We start from the raw sequence: 16,763 nt of genomic DNA, 5'->3' as shown, positions 1-16,763 counted from the left end.
TGTCTCTGTCGCAGCACAATCGCTGCGTGTCCCGATTGAGTGCTCTCTATAGGTTGCTCTGTGCAGGAATGGAATAGCGACCTCGTGAATGCTGGATAGTTGCGACGTGTTGGTGTAATCACCATCCGCAATGACAGAAGTACTTCACAGAACCACCAGGGGCCGCTGGGGACCGCGCGGCACGGCAGCGGCGGCGTTTGCCTCCAGCGTCACTTTTGATGACGTGTCTCTCGCGTATGGCGAGACTGAAGCCGTCCGCAATGTATCGTTTGAATTGAAGCAGGGCGAGATCGTTTGCCTGCTGGGACCATCGGGGTGCGGCAAGTCCACCTTGATGCGGCTGGCGGCCGGCGTGGAACGCCCGGATTCCGGGCGTATTCTGCTCGACAGCGCCGAAGTGGCTTCAGATGCAAGGTTCGTCCCGCCGGAAAAGCGTTCGGTTGGCCTGATGTTTCAGGACTATGCGCTGTTTCCGCATCTCACCGTGATGGGCAATGTGACGTTCGGGTTGAAGGGGGTGGACAAGGAAAGCGCCACCAACGCTGCGCGTTCAGCCTTGTTGCGGGTCGGGCTGGATCATCTGGAAAAATCCTATCCGCATGAGTTGTCCGGCGGTGAGCAGCAGCGCGTCGCACTGGCCCGGGCGATTGTACCGCGCCCGGCCGTATTGCTGATGGATGAACCGTTTTCAGGGTTGGACCAGCGTCTCAGGGAACATGTGCGTCATGAAACCCTGGCTATACTGAAAGAAACCCGCGCCAGTTCCATCCTGGTGACCCATGATCCTGAAGAGGCCATGGGCATGGCGGACCGTATTGTGTTGATGCGCGCCGGGCGCGTGGTGCAGATCGGCACGCCTGATGAATTGTATCGCCAGCCGGCGGACGCCGAAGCGGCCCGGTTCTTTTCGGACGTGAACGAGTTGCGGGTGCGTATTGTCGATGGTGCGGCGGATACACCGCTTGGCAGGTTCAAGACCGATGTTGGTGAGGAGGGCGGCCCGGCACTTGTCATGATCCGGCCGCAGGCGTTTGTGCGAACCGGTGACGACGATGCAGGCTCGATTGCCGCGCAAGTAACCGATCAGCGTTTTCTGGGCGATAAGGTGGAGCTTTCACTGATGTTTGAAGGATTGAATGAGGTGGTCTACGCCAGGGTGGCGACAACCGGATGCCCGAAGCTGGGCGAGACGGCCCGTTTCCGCCTAGATCACGATCATGTACTTGTGTTTGACAATTTGGGTGGCTGACACCATTTCACATATTAACCGCTCTATGCTTGTTGCCGCTATCTCGTGTTGCGACCCATAGGGCTTTCTGCAATAGTGCGCGCGAATTACGAGAGGTCCGGGTGGGGCCTTTGTGTATAGGGAGAATTTAAATGTCTATCGGACCATGGCAAATTATTATTATCGTTCTGCTTTTGGTCATCCTGTTTGGCCGCGGCAAGATTTCCGAGCTTATGGGTGACGTCGCCAAGGGCATCAAGAGTTTCAAAAAAGGCATCGCCGAAGAAGTTGATGAGACCAAGGAAACGGTCGCTGACACAGCCAAGACTATTGAGCTGGAAGCAGAAGAGATGACCGAAAAGGCCAAGGACAAAGCCAAGAGCTGATTTGTCCTGGTATCCTTGCAGCCTGCTGATTGAAGGCGGTCTGCCGGCTCAGTCTTGACAGGGTCTTTCCTCAGCGTTCGGGAACACAAGTTCACATGTTCGATTTCGGCATAGGCAGTACGGAACTGATGCTCATTGCGGTCGTCGCACTGATTGTCATCGGCCCGCGCGATCTGCCGAAAGTGCTGCGCACTGTTGGACAGGTGATGACCAAGGTACGGGCCATGGCCCGGGAGTTTCAGGGACACATCGAGGACGCCGCCAAAGACAGCGGTCTTGACGACCTGAAAAAAGACATCTCCAAGGCAACCAATTTCGACATGAACGAAACGCTCAGCGATGTCGCTCGTGAGCCTGGCAAGGTATCGTCGCCACCGGAAAAAGAAGCACCCAAGACAACATCCGAACCAGCAGCCAAGCCGGCCAAAAAGGCTGCAGCAGCCAAAAAACCTGCGTCCGGGAAAGCGGCGGCCAAGAAAACCGCAACCGCCAAGAAAACTGCGGCTGCCAAGGGTACAACTGCATGAGCGCGACTGACGACGACATCGAAGCTTCCAGCGCGCCGCTTATCGAGCACCTGGCCGAACTTCGGACCAGGTTGATCCGCTCGGTCATCGGCTTTGCGCTCATGTTTGTCGTCTGCTTCTACTTTGCCGACAAGATTTTTGATTTCCTGCTGATCCCATACCAGTGGGCCGTCGGTGAAAACCAGGAACTGAAGCTGATTTTCACCGCGCCGCAGGAGTTCTTCTTTACCCAGTTGAAGATCGGCATGTTCGGCGGACTGTTCCTGGCGTTTCCGCTGATTGCCACCCAGATCTACATGTTTGTGGCGCCTGGCCTGTACAAGAATGAGCGCAACGCATTCAAACCGTATCTCTATGCAACGCCGGTTCTGTTCGTGGCCGGGGCATCGCTGGTGTTCTTCATGGTCATGCCGATCGCCATGCGGTTTTTCATCAGCTTCCAGCAGACCGGTGCGGACGGGCGGGCGGTCATTGAACTTCTGCCCAAGGTGTCTGAGTATCTCAGCCTGACCATGACGCTGATCCTGGCGTTCGGCATCTGTTTCCAGATGCCGGTTATCCTGACGCTGCTTGGCCGGGTCGGCATCATCACGTCGCAGGGGCTGAAGGAAAAGCGCAAATACGCTGTCGTCGGTGTGTTCGTGGCCGCAGCCGTGCTGACCCCGCCGGATCCGTTCTCCCAGCTGGGCCTGGGTATTCCGCTTTTGCTGCTCTACGAAGCGTCAATCTGGACGGTTCGTCTGGTTGAGAAGAAACGCGATGCAGCAGAAGCAGCGCGTGAGGCTGAAGACGAAGACTGAGTTGATTTGACAGTTATCGCCGACCTGCAGCTGTCGTCCGGCTGCGGTATTGCCGGTGTTGCGCCCGACAAGCTTTTTCTGCAGGAATTTTTGCTGAAGCCGCGAAATCTGCCTTCACATTGGAAAACTTATCAGCAATCGGCAGGGCCCCGGTTTATACCACCGGGCTTTCTCCTGCCGTCACGCCGGACAACTCCCCTCGGTTGTCCGGCGTTTACTTTAACGTCTGCAGAAGCCCGGCAATCAGGCGGCATTGCGGCACCAGTGTCGGGATCAGAAGGTGTTCATTGAAAGTGTGTGCATTGGCCCCGCCAACACCCAGCCCGTCCAGGGTTGCGATACCGAGCGCACCGGTGAAATTACCGTCGCTGCCGCCGCCCGACTGGCAATGCCCCAACTCGACGCCCATGGCGGCGGCAAGCTTGCGGGCATGATTGTACAAGGCCATGGTTTTGTCGTGAGGTTTCGCAACCGGGCGCAACAGTCCGGCCTCGACCTCGATGCGCACGCCATCTTCCTCACCGGCAAGTGCGGCCATGTTGGACTGGATTTCTGCAAGCAGTTCATCATTCGGGGCAACGCAAAGGACCTGCGCTTCACAGAGTGTTGTCACGACGTTGACGAAAACCCCGCCATGTACGGTGCCAACTGCATAGGTTGTCTGCTTGTCGTAATCGTTCATCGCTTCGATACGGCTGATGATCTCTGCCATTTTTGCGATGGCGCTGCGTCCCTGCGCTTTGGAAAGGCCTGCATGTGCAGGTTGCCCGTGAGCCCGCACCCAGAAGCGCTGAACCGCGTGGCGGCCGGTGACGACATCACCCCAGGGACGCAATGGTTCGGGGACCAGCACATATTCGTGCTTGAGAGCCTCCGCTTCAATGCGCCGTCGCGATGACGGACTGCCGACTTCCTCATCTGGTATAAACATGAATGTGACCGGCAAGTGAGGTTGCAGACCTGCGTTCCGCAATGCCCCGAAGGCCTCGATGGCCAACCGGTTGCCACCTTTCATGTCGAGCACGCCGGGCCCGAACAATTTGTCACCGTCGCGACGGATTGGAAGCTTGTCTGCCAGTGTTCCGACCTCATGCACCGTATCCAGGTGTCCAAGGATCAGAATGCCCGGCTGCTCTGATTTCTCGGGTGAGGGGAAGCGCGCCACCACCACATCGCCGAAACCATCAATGCCGGGAAGGCGTTCAACGTCGCCACCGAGTTCATGCATGTCCTGGGCTGCAAGGTCCATCATCTGATTGACGCCTTCGACATGATGGGTCGGGCTTTCAACCTTTGCCCATTTCACTATGCCCTGCATGATTGTGTCAGCGTCAAATGCGGTCTCCGGCAATGTCATTGGTGCGGGTCTCCTGCTTCAGCCCGGGGTGTGCATGCGAAGAATGCTGCGGGCCAACGTTTGCGCCCGGGGTACGAAAGAGCTGAGTTCCATGTATTCGTCCGGGCTGTGGACATGGGCACCGACAGGGCCAACGCCGCAAATGGTGGGCGTGCCAACCGATGCGGCAATACCAGAGTCCGCGCAACCGCCGGAGAACTCTCCGGCAATGGTAAGCCCGCTGTCACGGCCGGCCTGTGTATAAAGGTCGAATATGTCGGCAGATTCAGGTGATTGCTCCAATGGTTTGAATTCGCCCATGATTTCCATGGTGGCGGTGGTGCCGGATACAAAGCTGCGGTCTGCGATCTCCGTGATTGCCTCGACAAGCCAGTCCCTGTCGGCCAGCCTGATGAAGCGTGTGTCGATATCACAGGCAGCTACAGGTGCTACCGTGTTGACGGATTGCCCGCCGGAAATGAGGCCGACGTTTACGGTGATGCCGCGGTCGATGTCGGTGAAGCCATGCCAGGCATTGATCTTGTGTGCCAGCTCGCCGATGGCGCTGACACCGTCGGCGAAGTTCGCTCCGGAATGAGCAGCCTTGCCCTTGATAGTGCACCTGAAAAAGATGCCGCCCTTGCGCCCCGTCACCACATTGCCGCTGACCCGGCCGGGTTCAGAATTGAATACGGCAAGGGCATTGGTGGTTTCGCGTGCAATCACCGGCGCAGATGAGGGAGAGCCGATCTCTTCATCGCCGGTGAACAGCCCGACCAGCGGGACGGGTGCACCGCCCAGGTCAGCGAATGCGGCCAGCACAAAGGCATTCATGACCAGGCCGGCCTTCATGTCGGCAACACCGGGGCCATACGCGCGGCCATCCCGGATGGTAAACGGGCGCCGCTCAGGCTCACCGCGTGGAAACACGGTGTCGCGATGTCCCATCAGCACGATGGGCCGGTTGCCGCCATTGGCTGTGCCGGACACGGTGGCGCGGACCGCATCGCCATGGGTTTCAATGGGGATGGTGTCGCAAGCAATGCCCCGGGCTTCGAGAAACTCTTTTATCAGTATACCTGCCGCATCGACGCCCTGCTTGTAGTAGCTGCCGCTGTCGGTATTAACCAGCGCCTCGAGCAGGGAAATCATGTCGGCTTCATGGTCCGCCAGCCATTTTGCAATTTCGGTTTCAGCTCTTGTTGCAACGGCCATTGCCGGCTCTCCTTTTGTTCAGATTTTTAACGCCATTCCGTCACGTGCCGGATCTGCTCCACCATCCCAGTTACCGCCGTCATTGCGAACGGCATGTACACCGGCGAAATTGTAGCTTCGGGCATTTCGGCGCACCTCATATCCCATTGCTTCCAGGTCACGCTGCGTGCTTCTGAGGATGCGGTTGGTGATGTCGATAACGTCGGACGTGGTGCAGAAGCGCGGCGCGGCAACGGCTTCCTGGGCGGTCATGCCAAAGTCGATCACATTCAGGATGGCCTGCAGGACACCCATGGTGATGTAGGTGCCGCCGGGCGCGCCGATGACCAGGACCGGCTTGTCGTCCTTGAAGATGATGGTCGGGCACATGGCCGAAAACCGGGCCTTGCCGGGCACGATTGAGCCCGGATTGCCGGGGCGCGGGTCAAACACCGCCATGCAGCCATTGTACATGAAACCAAGTCCGTCGGTGACGACACCTGACGGCATGCCAAGCGAATGGGTAAGCGCGACACAGTTGCCGTGAGCATCCGCAACGCTGATGTGGGTGGTGTCCTTGGACTCCCTGTCACCGGCATTCATCCGCGGCACGGTCGCCTTGATGCCGCGCCTGACTTCGTCAGCCCTGTCTGCTGCATATGTCTTCGATGTCAGGTGATCCAGCGGAATGTCCATGAAATTCGGGTCGCCCAGGTGACGGTCCTTGTCGATGGTGGCGATCTTCATGGCTTCGGAGACGGTGGCGATATAGGCGGGGGAGTTGTGACCCATGGCCGCGAGGTCGAATTTCTCCAGAATATTCAACATTTCCAGTATCATGGCACCACCACCCGGTGGCGGGTTGGTGGCAATTCGGTGGCCGCGATAGCTGCCCCACAAGGGCGCATTGGGGGTAACAGAAACGTCTGCAAGGTCTTGGGCCGAGATCATGCCACCATTGGTTTTCATGTCAGCGACAATCTCACGTGAGATTGACCCGGTGTAGAAATCATCAGGGCCGTGTTTCTGGATGCGGCGGTAGGTGTTGGCCAGATCCCTGTTGACCAGTTTGTGGCCGATCCCGTGCAGGGTGCCGGTATTGTCGGTATAGATGGCGCGCGTGGCCGGGAACTTCGTCATCAGTTCCACATACCCCATGCGCCCGGCGATCGGCGGATTGTGCCAGAACTCATGTACGTGCGGGCGCACCAGAAACCCGTTTTCCGCATAGTCGATGGCGGGCTCCATAAGGTCGCCCAATGACATGGTGCCAAATCTGGCGAGTGCGGTATCGTAGGCCTTCAGCGACATCGGCGTGGTAATGGCGCCATAACCGCACTCGTTTTCGCGGCCCTTGAGAATGAAGCCGAAACCGTCTTCGGCTTCGCCGAGAACGAGGTGTTCCCACATGTCTGGTGTGGCCGCCGACGGCGCGCGGCCATGGAAGTCAAGGACCTGATGGGTTTGTGTCTCCGGCATGTAGATGTGCATGGAACCAAATCCGGCGATACCACACATCTGCGGATCGACGGCGGTCTGGACAAGCGCGGTGGCGATTGCCGCGTCTACGGCATTTCCGCCGCTGGCCAGCACATCGGCGCCGGCCTCGACGGCTTCGGGCTGCGGGGCGGTGATGATGCCGTGCTTCATATCAGAGGATCCAATGTCAAAGGTTGAGCTTTGCGATATCCGGGATGGGGCGTGCCGTTTCCGGATCAGCCGCCAGAAGATGTTCGAGGCTGTGAGCCACTTCCAGAACCAGTGCGTCGGATCCGTTGGGGCCGACAACCTGGATGCCGAACGGCATGCCGAGATGATCCACGCCGCATGGCAGCGCGCAGGCTGCCGGCAGGGCCATGGTCAGCGCATAACTCAGTGCAAGCCACCTCATATAGGTCGGCATTTTGTCGCCGTTGATCTCTTCAACGAACAATTGCGAATGGGGAAACGGCGATACAGAGGCCGTCGGGCAGATAAGGATGTCCACTTCCTCGAATAAGTCAATGAAATCATTGTAGATCTGGGTCTGAACCGTATGCGCCCACGCGACATCGCCAAGGCTGTATTTCAGCCCGCGCTCGGTGTTGTCGATCACATTGCGGTCCAGAAGGTCACGATGGTGTTCCAGCCTGTCGCCGTGGGCACCGACGAAATTCACCCCACGGGTGATTTCGAAGGCCTCGTGGACATCGTGCATCCTGGGGTTTCGGTTGTGCGCGTCGCGGAATACATGGCTGAACTTGCCGACGCGTTGCTGAAATGTTGCTGCAATGTCCTTGTCGACAGGTGCACAGCCCAGGTCGGCGGAAATTGCAACGCTGATGTTCGACAGGTCGGCTCCGGCAAGAGTGGCCGGCACATCCATGTCGTCCATGCTGGAGAACGGGTCGCGCAGGTTGGTGTCTTGTTGTGCCAGTAACAGGAGGTGCGTATCGGCAACGGTGCGTCCCATCGGACCGACAACTGAGAACGGGTTCAGGGAAATAGGGCGCCCCACTGCAGGAACAACGCCGGGCGAGGGGCGATAACCGGTAATGCCGCAGAACGCCGCCGGGGTGCGCAGGCTGCCGCCATAATCCGAACCTGTCGCAAGGGGCATCATACCCGCGGCCAGGGCCGCAGCGGACCCCCCGGAGGAGCCGGCACATGTCTTGTCAGGGTCAAACGGGTTACCAGTGGGGCCGTACACCCGGTTGGTGGTATTGGCGCCCGCACCGAATTCCGGCGTGTTGGTTTTCGAGAATACGTTGGCACCGGCCGCCCGGACATTGGCGACCATGTGATCGTCGTCAGTCGGGACATGGTCCTTGTAGATCAGCGAGCCCCAGGTGGTGCGCAGGTTCCGGGTGGCGTTCAGATCCTTGATGCCGACCGGCAATCCATGCAGCAGCCCCAGATCATCGCCATCTGCCACTGCCTTTTCGGCAGCCTTTGCATTTGCCCTGGCTTCGGTTTCATCCATTGCCACGACCGCGTTGAGAGTACCATTGGATTTCGTGATGCGTTCAAGACAGGAGTCTAGAAGTTCAACAGGTGAAAGAGCCTTGATGCCGATCAGGCGGCGCGCTTCGACGGCGCTGAGATCACAGGGTTCGGTCAAGTGGTTCAGGTCCTTGTGGTTAGACTTCAGGTTGCGCGCGGCGGGACATCGCCCGATCCGATATCCCAGTAGAGCCCCGTCATCACGTCCAGGGCAGACCGGCACACCGACATCAGCACATGTTCATCGGGTGCATGCTGTGAGCACGATGTGTAGGAGTGCGGAAGCCAGATTGCGGGCAGGCCGAGATCGTCGGTGAATATGTCGTTGCAGATGGAGCCGCCCATGGACGGGATAATGGCGGGCTTCGAATTGGTGGAACGCTGCAGCGAATTCCGCACAAATACGGCCCACGGGTGATCCGGTTCTGTCCGGGTCGCCTTGAACATACCATCATTGGCGGCAGGCGGCGGCGTCACTTTCACGATTTCGAAACCGGCCCTGTCGAGGTGGGCCTGGAGCACCGGGATAATGTTGTCCACCTCGGTGCCCGCCACAAAGCGGAGCTGGCAGTTGGCCGACGCCCTGGGCGGAATGGCGTTGACCGGACGCCCCGGTGTTCCGGTGGAATAGGCAAGTACGTTGAATACATTGGCGGCATAGACACGCTGTGGCGGTGTCAGGCCCGGTTCTCCCCACCACGTGTCGATGCCGGGTCCGCTGTCGCCGCCGTCAATCTCGATATCATCCAGAACGTCGCGTACGGCTTCGGTCATGGCCGGCGGCTTCAGGCCATCTACAAGAAGTTCACCCTTCGGACCGACAATGGACGCGATGGCATGGGCGAGAATGATACCGGGGTTGGCGAGCAGCCCGCCCCAGTTGCCGGAATGATGCCCTCCTTCCCTGAGATCGCAGACAAGGTCCAGGTTCACAGCACCCCGGCATCCCAGAGACAGCGTCGGGCGGTCAGGTGTCACGCGCGGCCCGTCAGATGCGATGAACACGTCGGCTGAAAAATCCTGCTTGTTGGCGTTGACCAGTTCGGACAATCCCTTTGATCCGGCTTCTTCGCCCATTTCGATCAGGAACTTTGCATTGAAGCCAAGCTGTCCGCGTTCATCCAATATGGCGCGCATTGCGGCCATGTTGATGGTGTGCTGGGCCTTGTTGTCGGCGGTGCCGCGGCCATAAAGCTTGTCCCCGTCGCGGGCAGTGACCCAGGGCCCGTCGCCCCTGGTCCATTGATCATCAAGCCCGCGAATGACATCGCCGTGCCCGTATCCCAAAACGGTCGGCAGTGACGGGTCCTCAATCCGGGTTGCAAGAAGCGCCGGTGCCTGTCCCGCAACCGGGTTGTCATAGCGCTTGATGGTGAACCCCATGGCTTCAAATGCAGGCGTCATCTCCGCGTCGAGATACTCATGAAGCTGCGGCAGGCTTCCGGGGAGTTTCTGGCTTTCAGTGCGATGCGCGACGCGGGTCGCCAGTTCGGCTTCGAAACTGCCGCCGTCGATATAGTGTCTGATGCGATCTATCGCGCCTTCGCGACTGCCGGTTTGGCTCATGATGCCAGCTTTCCCTTTCCTTCGTTTTCGTCATAGAGGTGACATTCGACGTGACCGTCGCCGAATGCGACTTTCCGCGGCGCTATCGTTGCGCAATGCGGCATGGCCTTGATGCAGCGCGGATGGAAACGGCAACCCGACGGCATGTCGAGCGGGTTTGGATAGGCTGCTCCCAGGTGCGTGTCCGGGACGCCGAGGCTTGGGTCGGGCGTCAGTACGGACTCCAGCAGCGCCTTTGAGTAAGGATGTTTCGGCGTGCGGAACAACGTGTCGGCATCTTCTTCCTCAACGATACGACCGAGATACATGACCGCGACCCGCGTCGCCATGTGCTCGACAACCGCAAGATTATGGCTGATCATCAGGTAAGTCAGGCCAAGCTCTTCTCTCAAGTCCTGCAGCAGATTGAGGATCTGCGACTGCACCGACACGTCCAGCGCCGATGTCGGTTCATCACAGATAACGATACGCGGCCGGTTGATGAGGGCACGGGCAATGGCCACGCGCTGGCGCTGACCGCCCGACAGCTGGCTGGGATAGTTGTTGTAGACACGCCGCGGCAGGCCGACGAGTTCCATGATTTCGTCAGCTCGTTTGCGCCAGGTGCCGGGGTCCTTGTCACCCTGTACCTTGAGCGGCAGCGTGATGATGCTGCCAATCGACTTGCGTGGATTGAGAGACGAGTAGGGGTCCTGGAAAATCGGCTGCACGGTTTGCGCAATACGCAATCTGTCCATTGTATCGATCGGGTTTCCGTCAAGTTCCAGCGAACCGGATGTCGGCGGCAGCAGACCCAGCAGCATTTTGGCGAGCGTGGTCTTGCCGCAGCCGGATTCACCGACGAGGGCCAGTACCTCGCCCTGACGGATGCGTAAATCAATTCCGTTGACCGCGTGCAGCGGCCGCTTGGGTTTCATGAACCCGCCGGAGATCATGAAGGTGCGGGTGACGTCCTTGGCTTCCAGCACTATATCGCTCATGGGGTGGCCTCTTTGTGTGCCGGTGCCACTGTGCCGGACCCCTGGGTCAGCAGGCAGCGGCAGACATGGCCCGGTTGATCTGTCGACAACAGGTCAATGCTGCCGGTCCTGCAAGCGTCATGAACTTCAGGACAGCGGCCGGCAAAGTGGCAGCCCTGCATATGGCCTACCAGCGACGGCACGATGCCCGGAATGGCCCCGAGGCGTGCGCCGCGTTTGGTCTTTCCGGGAATTGGAATGCAATCCAGCAGGCCGCGCGTATAGGGGTGCTGCGGGGCATTGAATATCTGATCTGCTGTTCCCGTCTCGACCACCTGACCGGCATACATGACCGCGACCCGGTCGGCGATGCGGGCCACCACGCCAAGATCGTGGGTGATCAGGATCATGCCCATCTGGAATTCGCGCTGAAGGTCGCTCAGCAGATGCAGGATTTGCGCCTGGATGGTGACATCCAGAGCCGTCGTCGGCTCGTCTGCGATAATCAGGTCCGGGCCGCACATGAGCGCCATGGCAATCATCACGCGCTGTCGCAGCCCGCCGGACAGCTGGTGCGGATACTGGCCGAGACGACCTTCTGCTGCGGTAATGCCGACTTTTTCCAGCAGGTAGATGGCGCGCTCGCGCGCCGCCGTGTTGGATACATTGCGATGGCGCTGCAGTGCTTCAGACAATTGGTTGCCGATGGTGTATGCCGGATTGAGCGATGTCATCGGCTCCTGGAAAATCATGCTCATGCGATCACCGCGGATGTCCGACATGGCACGCTCGCCAATGTGGAACACATTGTCGCCTGACAACCGCATCTCATCACAGGTGCGCTTCGCCTTTCCCGGCAACAGGTCCATGATCGCCAGCGAGGTCAGCGACTTGCCGCAGCCCGATTCACCCACCACGCACAGTGTTTCGCCACGATCCACATGCAGGGAGACATCCTGCACCGGACGCAGCATGCCGGAGGGAACCGGTATCTCGACATTGAGGCTTTCGACTTCGAGAACCCGTTTGCTGTGAGATTTTGCATGCATCAGTTGCGGTTCTCCGGAGCGGTTACATCGCGGATGCCGTCTCCCAGCAGGTTGATAGACAGTACCAGTGCAAACAGCGCCAGACCCGGAATGGTGATCAGCCACGGATCAAAGAAGATCATGCCCTTGGCTTCTGAAATCATCAGGCCCCAACTGGGCTCCGGTGGTTGCACGCCAAGTCCGAGGAAGGACAGGGCTGCTTCCAGCAAAATCGCGTGCGCCATTTCCAGTGTCGCGATCACGATCAGATGGTTGGTGATGTTGGGCATCACCTCGGTGAGCAGAATGCGCGGTGTCGAGCAGCCAAGCGCCTGAGCGGATGTGACGAAATCAAGGGCGCGCACCTGTTGTGTCGCACTTCGCATGACCACGGCAAACCGGTCCCAGATCAGCAGGCCCAGTACCCATATCACCACCGTCAGGGACGAGCCGACGATGCTGACCACGGCCAGGGCGACCAGCACCACCGGCATGGACAGGCGGGTTGTGATGATGAAATTGACCACCATGTCGACACGGCCGCCGTAATAGCCGGCCAGGACGCCAAGCGTCGTACCGATTATGCCGGAGATCAGCATGGCGCCGAAGCCGATGAGCAGCGAAATGCGGGCACCGTAAAACAGCCGTGTCATGTAATCGCGACCGAGATGATCGGTGCCGAGCGGATGCTCCCATGTCGCCTTGGCACTGTCGCTCCACACCGGCGGGATCAGCTTGCGCGACAGGACCTGGTCAAACGGATCGCCGGGAGAGATATAGGGTGCCAGAAGAGCCATCAGGAAGATGGCAATCAACACAATTGCGCCGATCATGAAGCCCCAGTGGGTGAAGACGCGCTTGCGCATCATGGCGCCGGGAGACGGCTCCTGGTTTTCTGTTGCAGCGGGATGTCCGGTTGTGTCTGTCGTCATGTCACGCCACCCGGATTCGAGGGTCGAGGAAGGCGTTCAGCATGTCCGCCAGGAAAGTCAGCAGAATGTAGAAGATGCTCAAAACCAGAACGATGGCCTGCATCATCGGCAGGTCGGCGCGCTGAATGGATTCCCATGCCAGATAGCCGAGCCCGTTGATGGCGAAGATGGTCTCTATGACGATGGAACCGCCGAGCATGAAGCCGAATTGCACCGCAGCCAGTGACACGACCGGGATGATGGCATTGCGCAGGGCATGCTTGAACAACACCGTCATGGGGCGCAGTCCCTTGGCGCGGGCGGTGCGGATGTAATCGGATGACAACACTTCCAGCATGCCGGCGCGGGTCAGCCGCATCACGGCCGGCGTGAGATAATAACCGAGCGCCATCGACGGCATGATGAAGTTCTTCCAACTTGCCGTACCGGTAATGGGCAGCAGTCTCCAGGTTATGCCGAACCACAGGATCAGGGTCAGGGCAAACCAGAAACTCGGCATGGCCTGGCCGACAACGGCGACGCTGAGCGCGATGCGGTCAATTATGCTGTTGGGCCTGATGGCGGCAACCACGCCCAGCGGGATGGCGAGCAGCAGGGCAAAGGCCAGTGAACAGGCGCCCAGCAGCATGGTCGTCGGCAGGCGTTCGAAAATCACGCTCGCGACCGGCGCCTTGAGATAATTGGAATGGCCGAGATTGCCCTGCAGGGCCTGCACCAGCCAACTGCCGTACTGCAAGATGATCGGCCGGTCGAAGCCGTAGACCCGGCGCACATTCTCAATGTCTTCATTGCTGGCCCCTTCGCCGGCCAGCGCCACTGCCGGGTCACCGGACAGGTAAATCATCGAAAAGGACAACACGGACACTGTAATGGCAACCAGAACCGCCACACCGAGCCGCTTCAATGTGTAATAGAGCATCTGTACCTTGAAGGTTTACCCGGTCTGCCTTTGTCATTACGGACGGCCTCACCGAGACCTCCGGAACGCAGACCGGGCATAAGTTCGTTCAGACTACACGTTCAAACCGTACGGATCACTTCCACTTGGTGGTGTAAAAGCGCGGGATCTCGTCAGGTGTCGGCGAGAAATCCAGATCCTTCGACCATGCATAGTACTTGGCGTAGGTGAACATCGGCACCCAGTAGGCTTCTTCGGCAATCCGGGTGAACGCCTTCTTGTAGTTCTCGGTGCGTTCGGCCGGATCGATCGAGTTGTCGGCAATGCCCAAATATTCCTTCACCTTGTCGTCCTTGGTGAGATCGTCCGGGCCATGGGTGAAGAAGTTACTGACAATCGCCGACACGTCAGGGATCGAGTATGAGCCCCAGGTCATGTGATTGACCGGCGTGTTGCCCTTGCGCACCACGTCACGCAGGGCACGATACTGCATGAAGTTCAGCTTGGCCTTGATGCCGACCTTGGCAAGGTCGCCGATAACCGCTTCGGTAAATTCCCTCTCACGGTAGGCGTACAGGTCGAATTCGAAACCGTTCTCAAGACCGGCGTCCTTCAAAAGGGCCTTCGCTTTTTCCGGGTCATAATTATAGGTCGGCACATCCTGGGCGCAGCCGAACTGGTCCGGGTGGCAGGCGGATGGAATGACAACCGATGCGGGGCCGACCAGGTTCTTTGTGATCGATTCACGGTTGATGGCGTGAGAGAATGCCTGGCGCACGCGTTTGTCCTTGAAGAACTCCTGGCCGGACTGGCCGAGAACATCGAAGGCCAGGTAGGACACCCGGAATGTCTTGGCGTTCTCAACGGTAACCGCCGGACTGTCGGCCATGCGTTCAGCCTGCTCCTTCGGCACATCCCAGATCCAGTCAAGGCCGCCGGTGAGCAGTTCGGCGATGGCGGTGTTCATTTCCTTGATTGTACGGAACCTGATCTTGCCGATCTGCGGCGTGCCTTTCGGACTGTCAGAGAAATAGGCGTCGTTCTTTTCCATCAGGACATATTCGCCGGCTTTGACTTCGGCCACCTTGTACGGGCCGGTTCCGACCGGTTTTGCAGCAGCATAATCCAGATTGCCGTCAGCTTTCTTGGGCACATTGTCATAATGGCCCGACGGCATCATGTTGACCGCGTTGGCGAGATAGGCAAAGGCGGGCGGGAACGGCTTCTTCAGATTGATACGCACCGAGTGCGGTCCCAGCTTTTCGGCATTCTCGATCCAGCTGACATTGCGATAGGTCAGGACGCCATTGTCCTTGTTGGACACATGGTTGAGCGTATAGACCACGTCGTCGGCATCGAAATCGGTGCCGTCGTGGAATTTCACATCGTCACGAAGCTCGAATTCGATGGCCTTGTCGCCATTCCATTTCCAGCTCTTGGCCAGCAACGGCTTGAATTCACCGCTCTCGATGTCGCGAAACACCAGGCCGTCCCAGCCCATCTGTCCCATGATGACCAGCATGCGGGTGTTGTTGTAGTAAGGATCAACAACAGCTACTTCGCGGCTTGAGGCCCAGTTGAGAGTGTCGTCGGACTTGCCTGCTTGTGCGCTTTGGGTGACGGCGAGTGATAGTGCTGCAACCCCTAGGGCAAACATCAATTTAGGTAATTTCATAGGTACTCCTGGTCCACTTTTCACTAGGTTGACGTTGTCCTGAGCCCTCATTCTCAAGCCGTGAATGAAATAGTGTCCAACGTTCACCCAGTCAGTGCAAGCCCACAGGGTGGAAAATTTGAGACTGCCTTCATCTGTCAGAATGCTGGTAATCCGCGCTTGCATGGAAATTTGATTAAAGCAATGCTGGCGACCCGGTTCCTGCCGCGCCCCTCGGCGTCTATCGCGAAAGTTTACTGGCTTGTCTGATCCACAGACGACAACGGCGGTGCCCGGCATCCGCAATGATCCTGTTGCCGGCGCTGTCTGGATGCTTGTTTCCTGTGCGCTGCTTGCCGGAGTGGCAGCGCTTGGCCGCTACCTGACCAGCGTGGGCGTGCATCCATTCCAGGTGGTCTTCCTGCGGGTATTGTTTGCATTTGTAACCATGCTGCCGCTGCTTGCCTTCCGCGGGACCGAGTTGTTCCGCACTGCCCAGCCGAAAATCTACATCTGGCGTGTGATCAGCGCGACAATTGCCATGACCACATGGTTTTCGGCCCTTGCGCTGCTGCCGGTCGGTGAAGTCACTGCGATCAGCTTCCTGACACCGATCTTTGCAACGATCGGTGCGGCGCTGTTCCTCAGCGAGGTGGTCAGGGTCAGACGCTGGATTGCAACCCTGGCCGGGTTCGCCGGGGTGCTGATCATTCTGCGGCCCGGTTTTGAAAGCCTCGGCGCAGGGGCGTTGCTGGCCGTTGTTTCTGCTTTTGCCATGGGGACAACAACGATCATCCTCAAGCACATGACAGCAAGGGATGATCCTGACAAGATTGTCTTTATCTCGACCGCGCTGCTGGTTCCGATGACCAGCGTCGCCGCGGTGTTTGTGTGGGATGGTCTGACAACGCAGCAATGGTTGCTGTTGTTTGTGATGGGCCTCATTGCGACACTGGGACACGTAACCCTGGTTCGGGCGTTTGCCGCGACCGAGGCGTCCATCGTCATTGGTTTTGATTTCGCCCGACTGCCCTTTGCGGTGCTGTTCGGCTATCTTGCGCTGGGCGAACTGATCGACATCTGGACCTGGATCGGCGCGGGGGTCATTTTCGTGTCTACGGTTTATATTGCCCGCCGCGAAGCGAAGCTGAAGCATGAAACGGCTGCTGGCGCGGTTGTTGCCCCGCCGCGCTCATGAAACCCGGTGCTATCAGACCGATTGGTCTTTCCGGCTGTGGAGGTTGTGCGCTGTTTCACACTTTTCATCCTTGTA

15 protein-coding genes are annotated in these 16,763 nt (G+C 58.7%); 5 read left to right on the top strand and 10 right to left on the bottom strand.

Translation table 11 applies throughout. From position 1 onward, the window contains the following. Nucleotides 1–130: 130 nt before the first annotated feature. The 4 genes from DHN55_RS17395 (at nucleotide 131) to tatC (ending at nucleotide 2,941) form a co-directional block, all read left to right on the top strand. Nucleotides 131–1,249 (top strand): ATP-binding cassette domain-containing protein, encoded by a 1,119-nt coding sequence (locus DHN55_RS17395; protein ID WP_108882801.1) that lies wholly within the window; start codon nucleotides 131–133, stop codon nucleotides 1,247–1,249. A 131-nt stretch (nucleotides 1,250–1,380) separates the two neighbouring features. Then, nucleotides 1,381–1,614: a twin-arginine translocase TatA/TatE family subunit gene (locus DHN55_RS17390; RefSeq protein ID WP_108882800.1), complete on the top strand. Its 234-nt coding sequence runs from the start codon at nucleotides 1,381–1,383 to the stop codon at nucleotides 1,612–1,614. Nucleotides 1,615–1,709: 95 nt separating this feature from the next. Further along, nucleotides 1,710–2,141: a Sec-independent protein translocase protein TatB gene (gene tatB, locus DHN55_RS17385; RefSeq protein ID WP_108882799.1), complete on the top strand. Its 432-nt coding sequence runs from the start codon at nucleotides 1,710–1,712 to the stop codon at nucleotides 2,139–2,141. Further along, nucleotides 2,138–2,941, top strand: a complete 804-nt coding sequence (tatC, locus tag DHN55_RS17380; RefSeq protein WP_108882798.1) for a twin-arginine translocase subunit TatC — start codon at nucleotides 2,138–2,140, stop codon at nucleotides 2,939–2,941. Before tatB ends, tatC begins: the two co-directional genes overlap by 4 nt. A 214-nt stretch (nucleotides 2,942–3,155) precedes the next feature. Here tatC and DHN55_RS17375 read toward each other — a convergent pair whose 3' ends face one another. The 10 genes from DHN55_RS17375 to DHN55_RS17330 form a co-directional block, all read right to left on the bottom strand. After that, nucleotides 3,156–4,298 (bottom strand): M20/M25/M40 family metallo-hydrolase, encoded by a 1,143-nt coding sequence (locus DHN55_RS17375; RefSeq protein WP_108882797.1) that lies wholly within the window; start codon nucleotides 4,296–4,298, stop codon nucleotides 3,156–3,158. 18 nt (nucleotides 4,299–4,316) lie between these two features. Further along, entirely contained in the window at nucleotides 4,317–5,492 is a 1,176-nt protein-coding gene (locus DHN55_RS17370; protein WP_108882796.1) for a M20/M25/M40 family metallo-hydrolase, read from the bottom strand. Between the two features lie 18 nt (nucleotides 5,493–5,510). Continuing rightward, nucleotides 5,511–7,121, bottom strand: coding sequence for a gamma-glutamyltransferase (gene ggt / locus DHN55_RS17365; RefSeq protein ID WP_108882795.1), 1,611 nt, complete (start codon nucleotides 7,119–7,121; stop codon nucleotides 5,511–5,513). Between the two features lie 16 nt (nucleotides 7,122–7,137). Continuing rightward, complete coding sequence (locus DHN55_RS17360; RefSeq protein WP_108882794.1) at nucleotides 7,138–8,571, bottom strand: amidase family protein; 1,434 nt, start codon at nucleotides 8,569–8,571, stop codon at nucleotides 7,138–7,140. A gap of 26 nt (nucleotides 8,572–8,597) precedes the next feature. After that, nucleotides 8,598–10,019, bottom strand: a complete 1,422-nt coding sequence (locus DHN55_RS17355; protein WP_108882793.1) for a M20/M25/M40 family metallo-hydrolase — start codon at nucleotides 10,017–10,019, stop codon at nucleotides 8,598–8,600. Beyond that, nucleotides 10,016–10,999, bottom strand: a complete 984-nt coding sequence (locus tag DHN55_RS17350; protein ID WP_108882792.1) for an oligopeptide/dipeptide ABC transporter ATP-binding protein — start codon at nucleotides 10,997–10,999, stop codon at nucleotides 10,016–10,018. The genes DHN55_RS17355 and DHN55_RS17350 overlap by 4 nt, the downstream gene beginning before the upstream one ends. Beyond that, entirely contained in the window at nucleotides 10,996–12,027 is a 1,032-nt protein-coding gene (locus DHN55_RS17345) for an oligopeptide/dipeptide ABC transporter ATP-binding protein (RefSeq protein ID WP_108882791.1), read from the bottom strand. The genes DHN55_RS17350 and DHN55_RS17345 overlap by 4 nt, the downstream gene beginning before the upstream one ends. Further along, on the bottom strand, nucleotides 12,027–12,938 hold the full coding sequence (locus DHN55_RS17340; protein ID WP_108882790.1) for an ABC transporter permease subunit: 912 nt from the start codon (nucleotides 12,936–12,938) through the stop codon (nucleotides 12,027–12,029). Before DHN55_RS17340 ends, DHN55_RS17345 begins: the two co-directional genes overlap by 1 nt. Before the next feature lies 1 nt (nucleotide 12,939). Next, complete coding sequence (locus DHN55_RS17335) at nucleotides 12,940–13,857, bottom strand: ABC transporter permease subunit (RefSeq protein ID WP_108882789.1); 918 nt, start codon at nucleotides 13,855–13,857, stop codon at nucleotides 12,940–12,942. 115 nt (nucleotides 13,858–13,972) lie between these two features. After that, nucleotides 13,973–15,511 (bottom strand): ABC transporter substrate-binding protein, encoded by a 1,539-nt coding sequence (locus DHN55_RS17330; protein WP_108882788.1) that lies wholly within the window; start codon nucleotides 15,509–15,511, stop codon nucleotides 13,973–13,975. Nucleotides 15,512–15,752: 241 nt separating this feature from the next. Here DHN55_RS17330 and DHN55_RS17325 point away from each other — a divergent pair, with 241 nt between their 5' ends. Further along, nucleotides 15,753–16,688: a DMT family transporter gene (locus DHN55_RS17325; RefSeq protein ID WP_337660460.1), complete on the top strand. Its 936-nt coding sequence runs from the start codon at nucleotides 15,753–15,755 to the stop codon at nucleotides 16,686–16,688. Nucleotides 16,689–16,763: the final 75 nt, after the last annotated feature.

It is taken from the genome of Anderseniella sp. Alg231-50, from assembly GCF_900149695.1.
GTDB lineage: Bacteria > Pseudomonadota > Alphaproteobacteria > Rhizobiales > Aestuariivirgaceae > Anderseniella.
The sequence above is the reverse complement of the archived record's forward strand: the minus strand, read 5'-3'. Positions and strand labels throughout refer to the sequence as shown.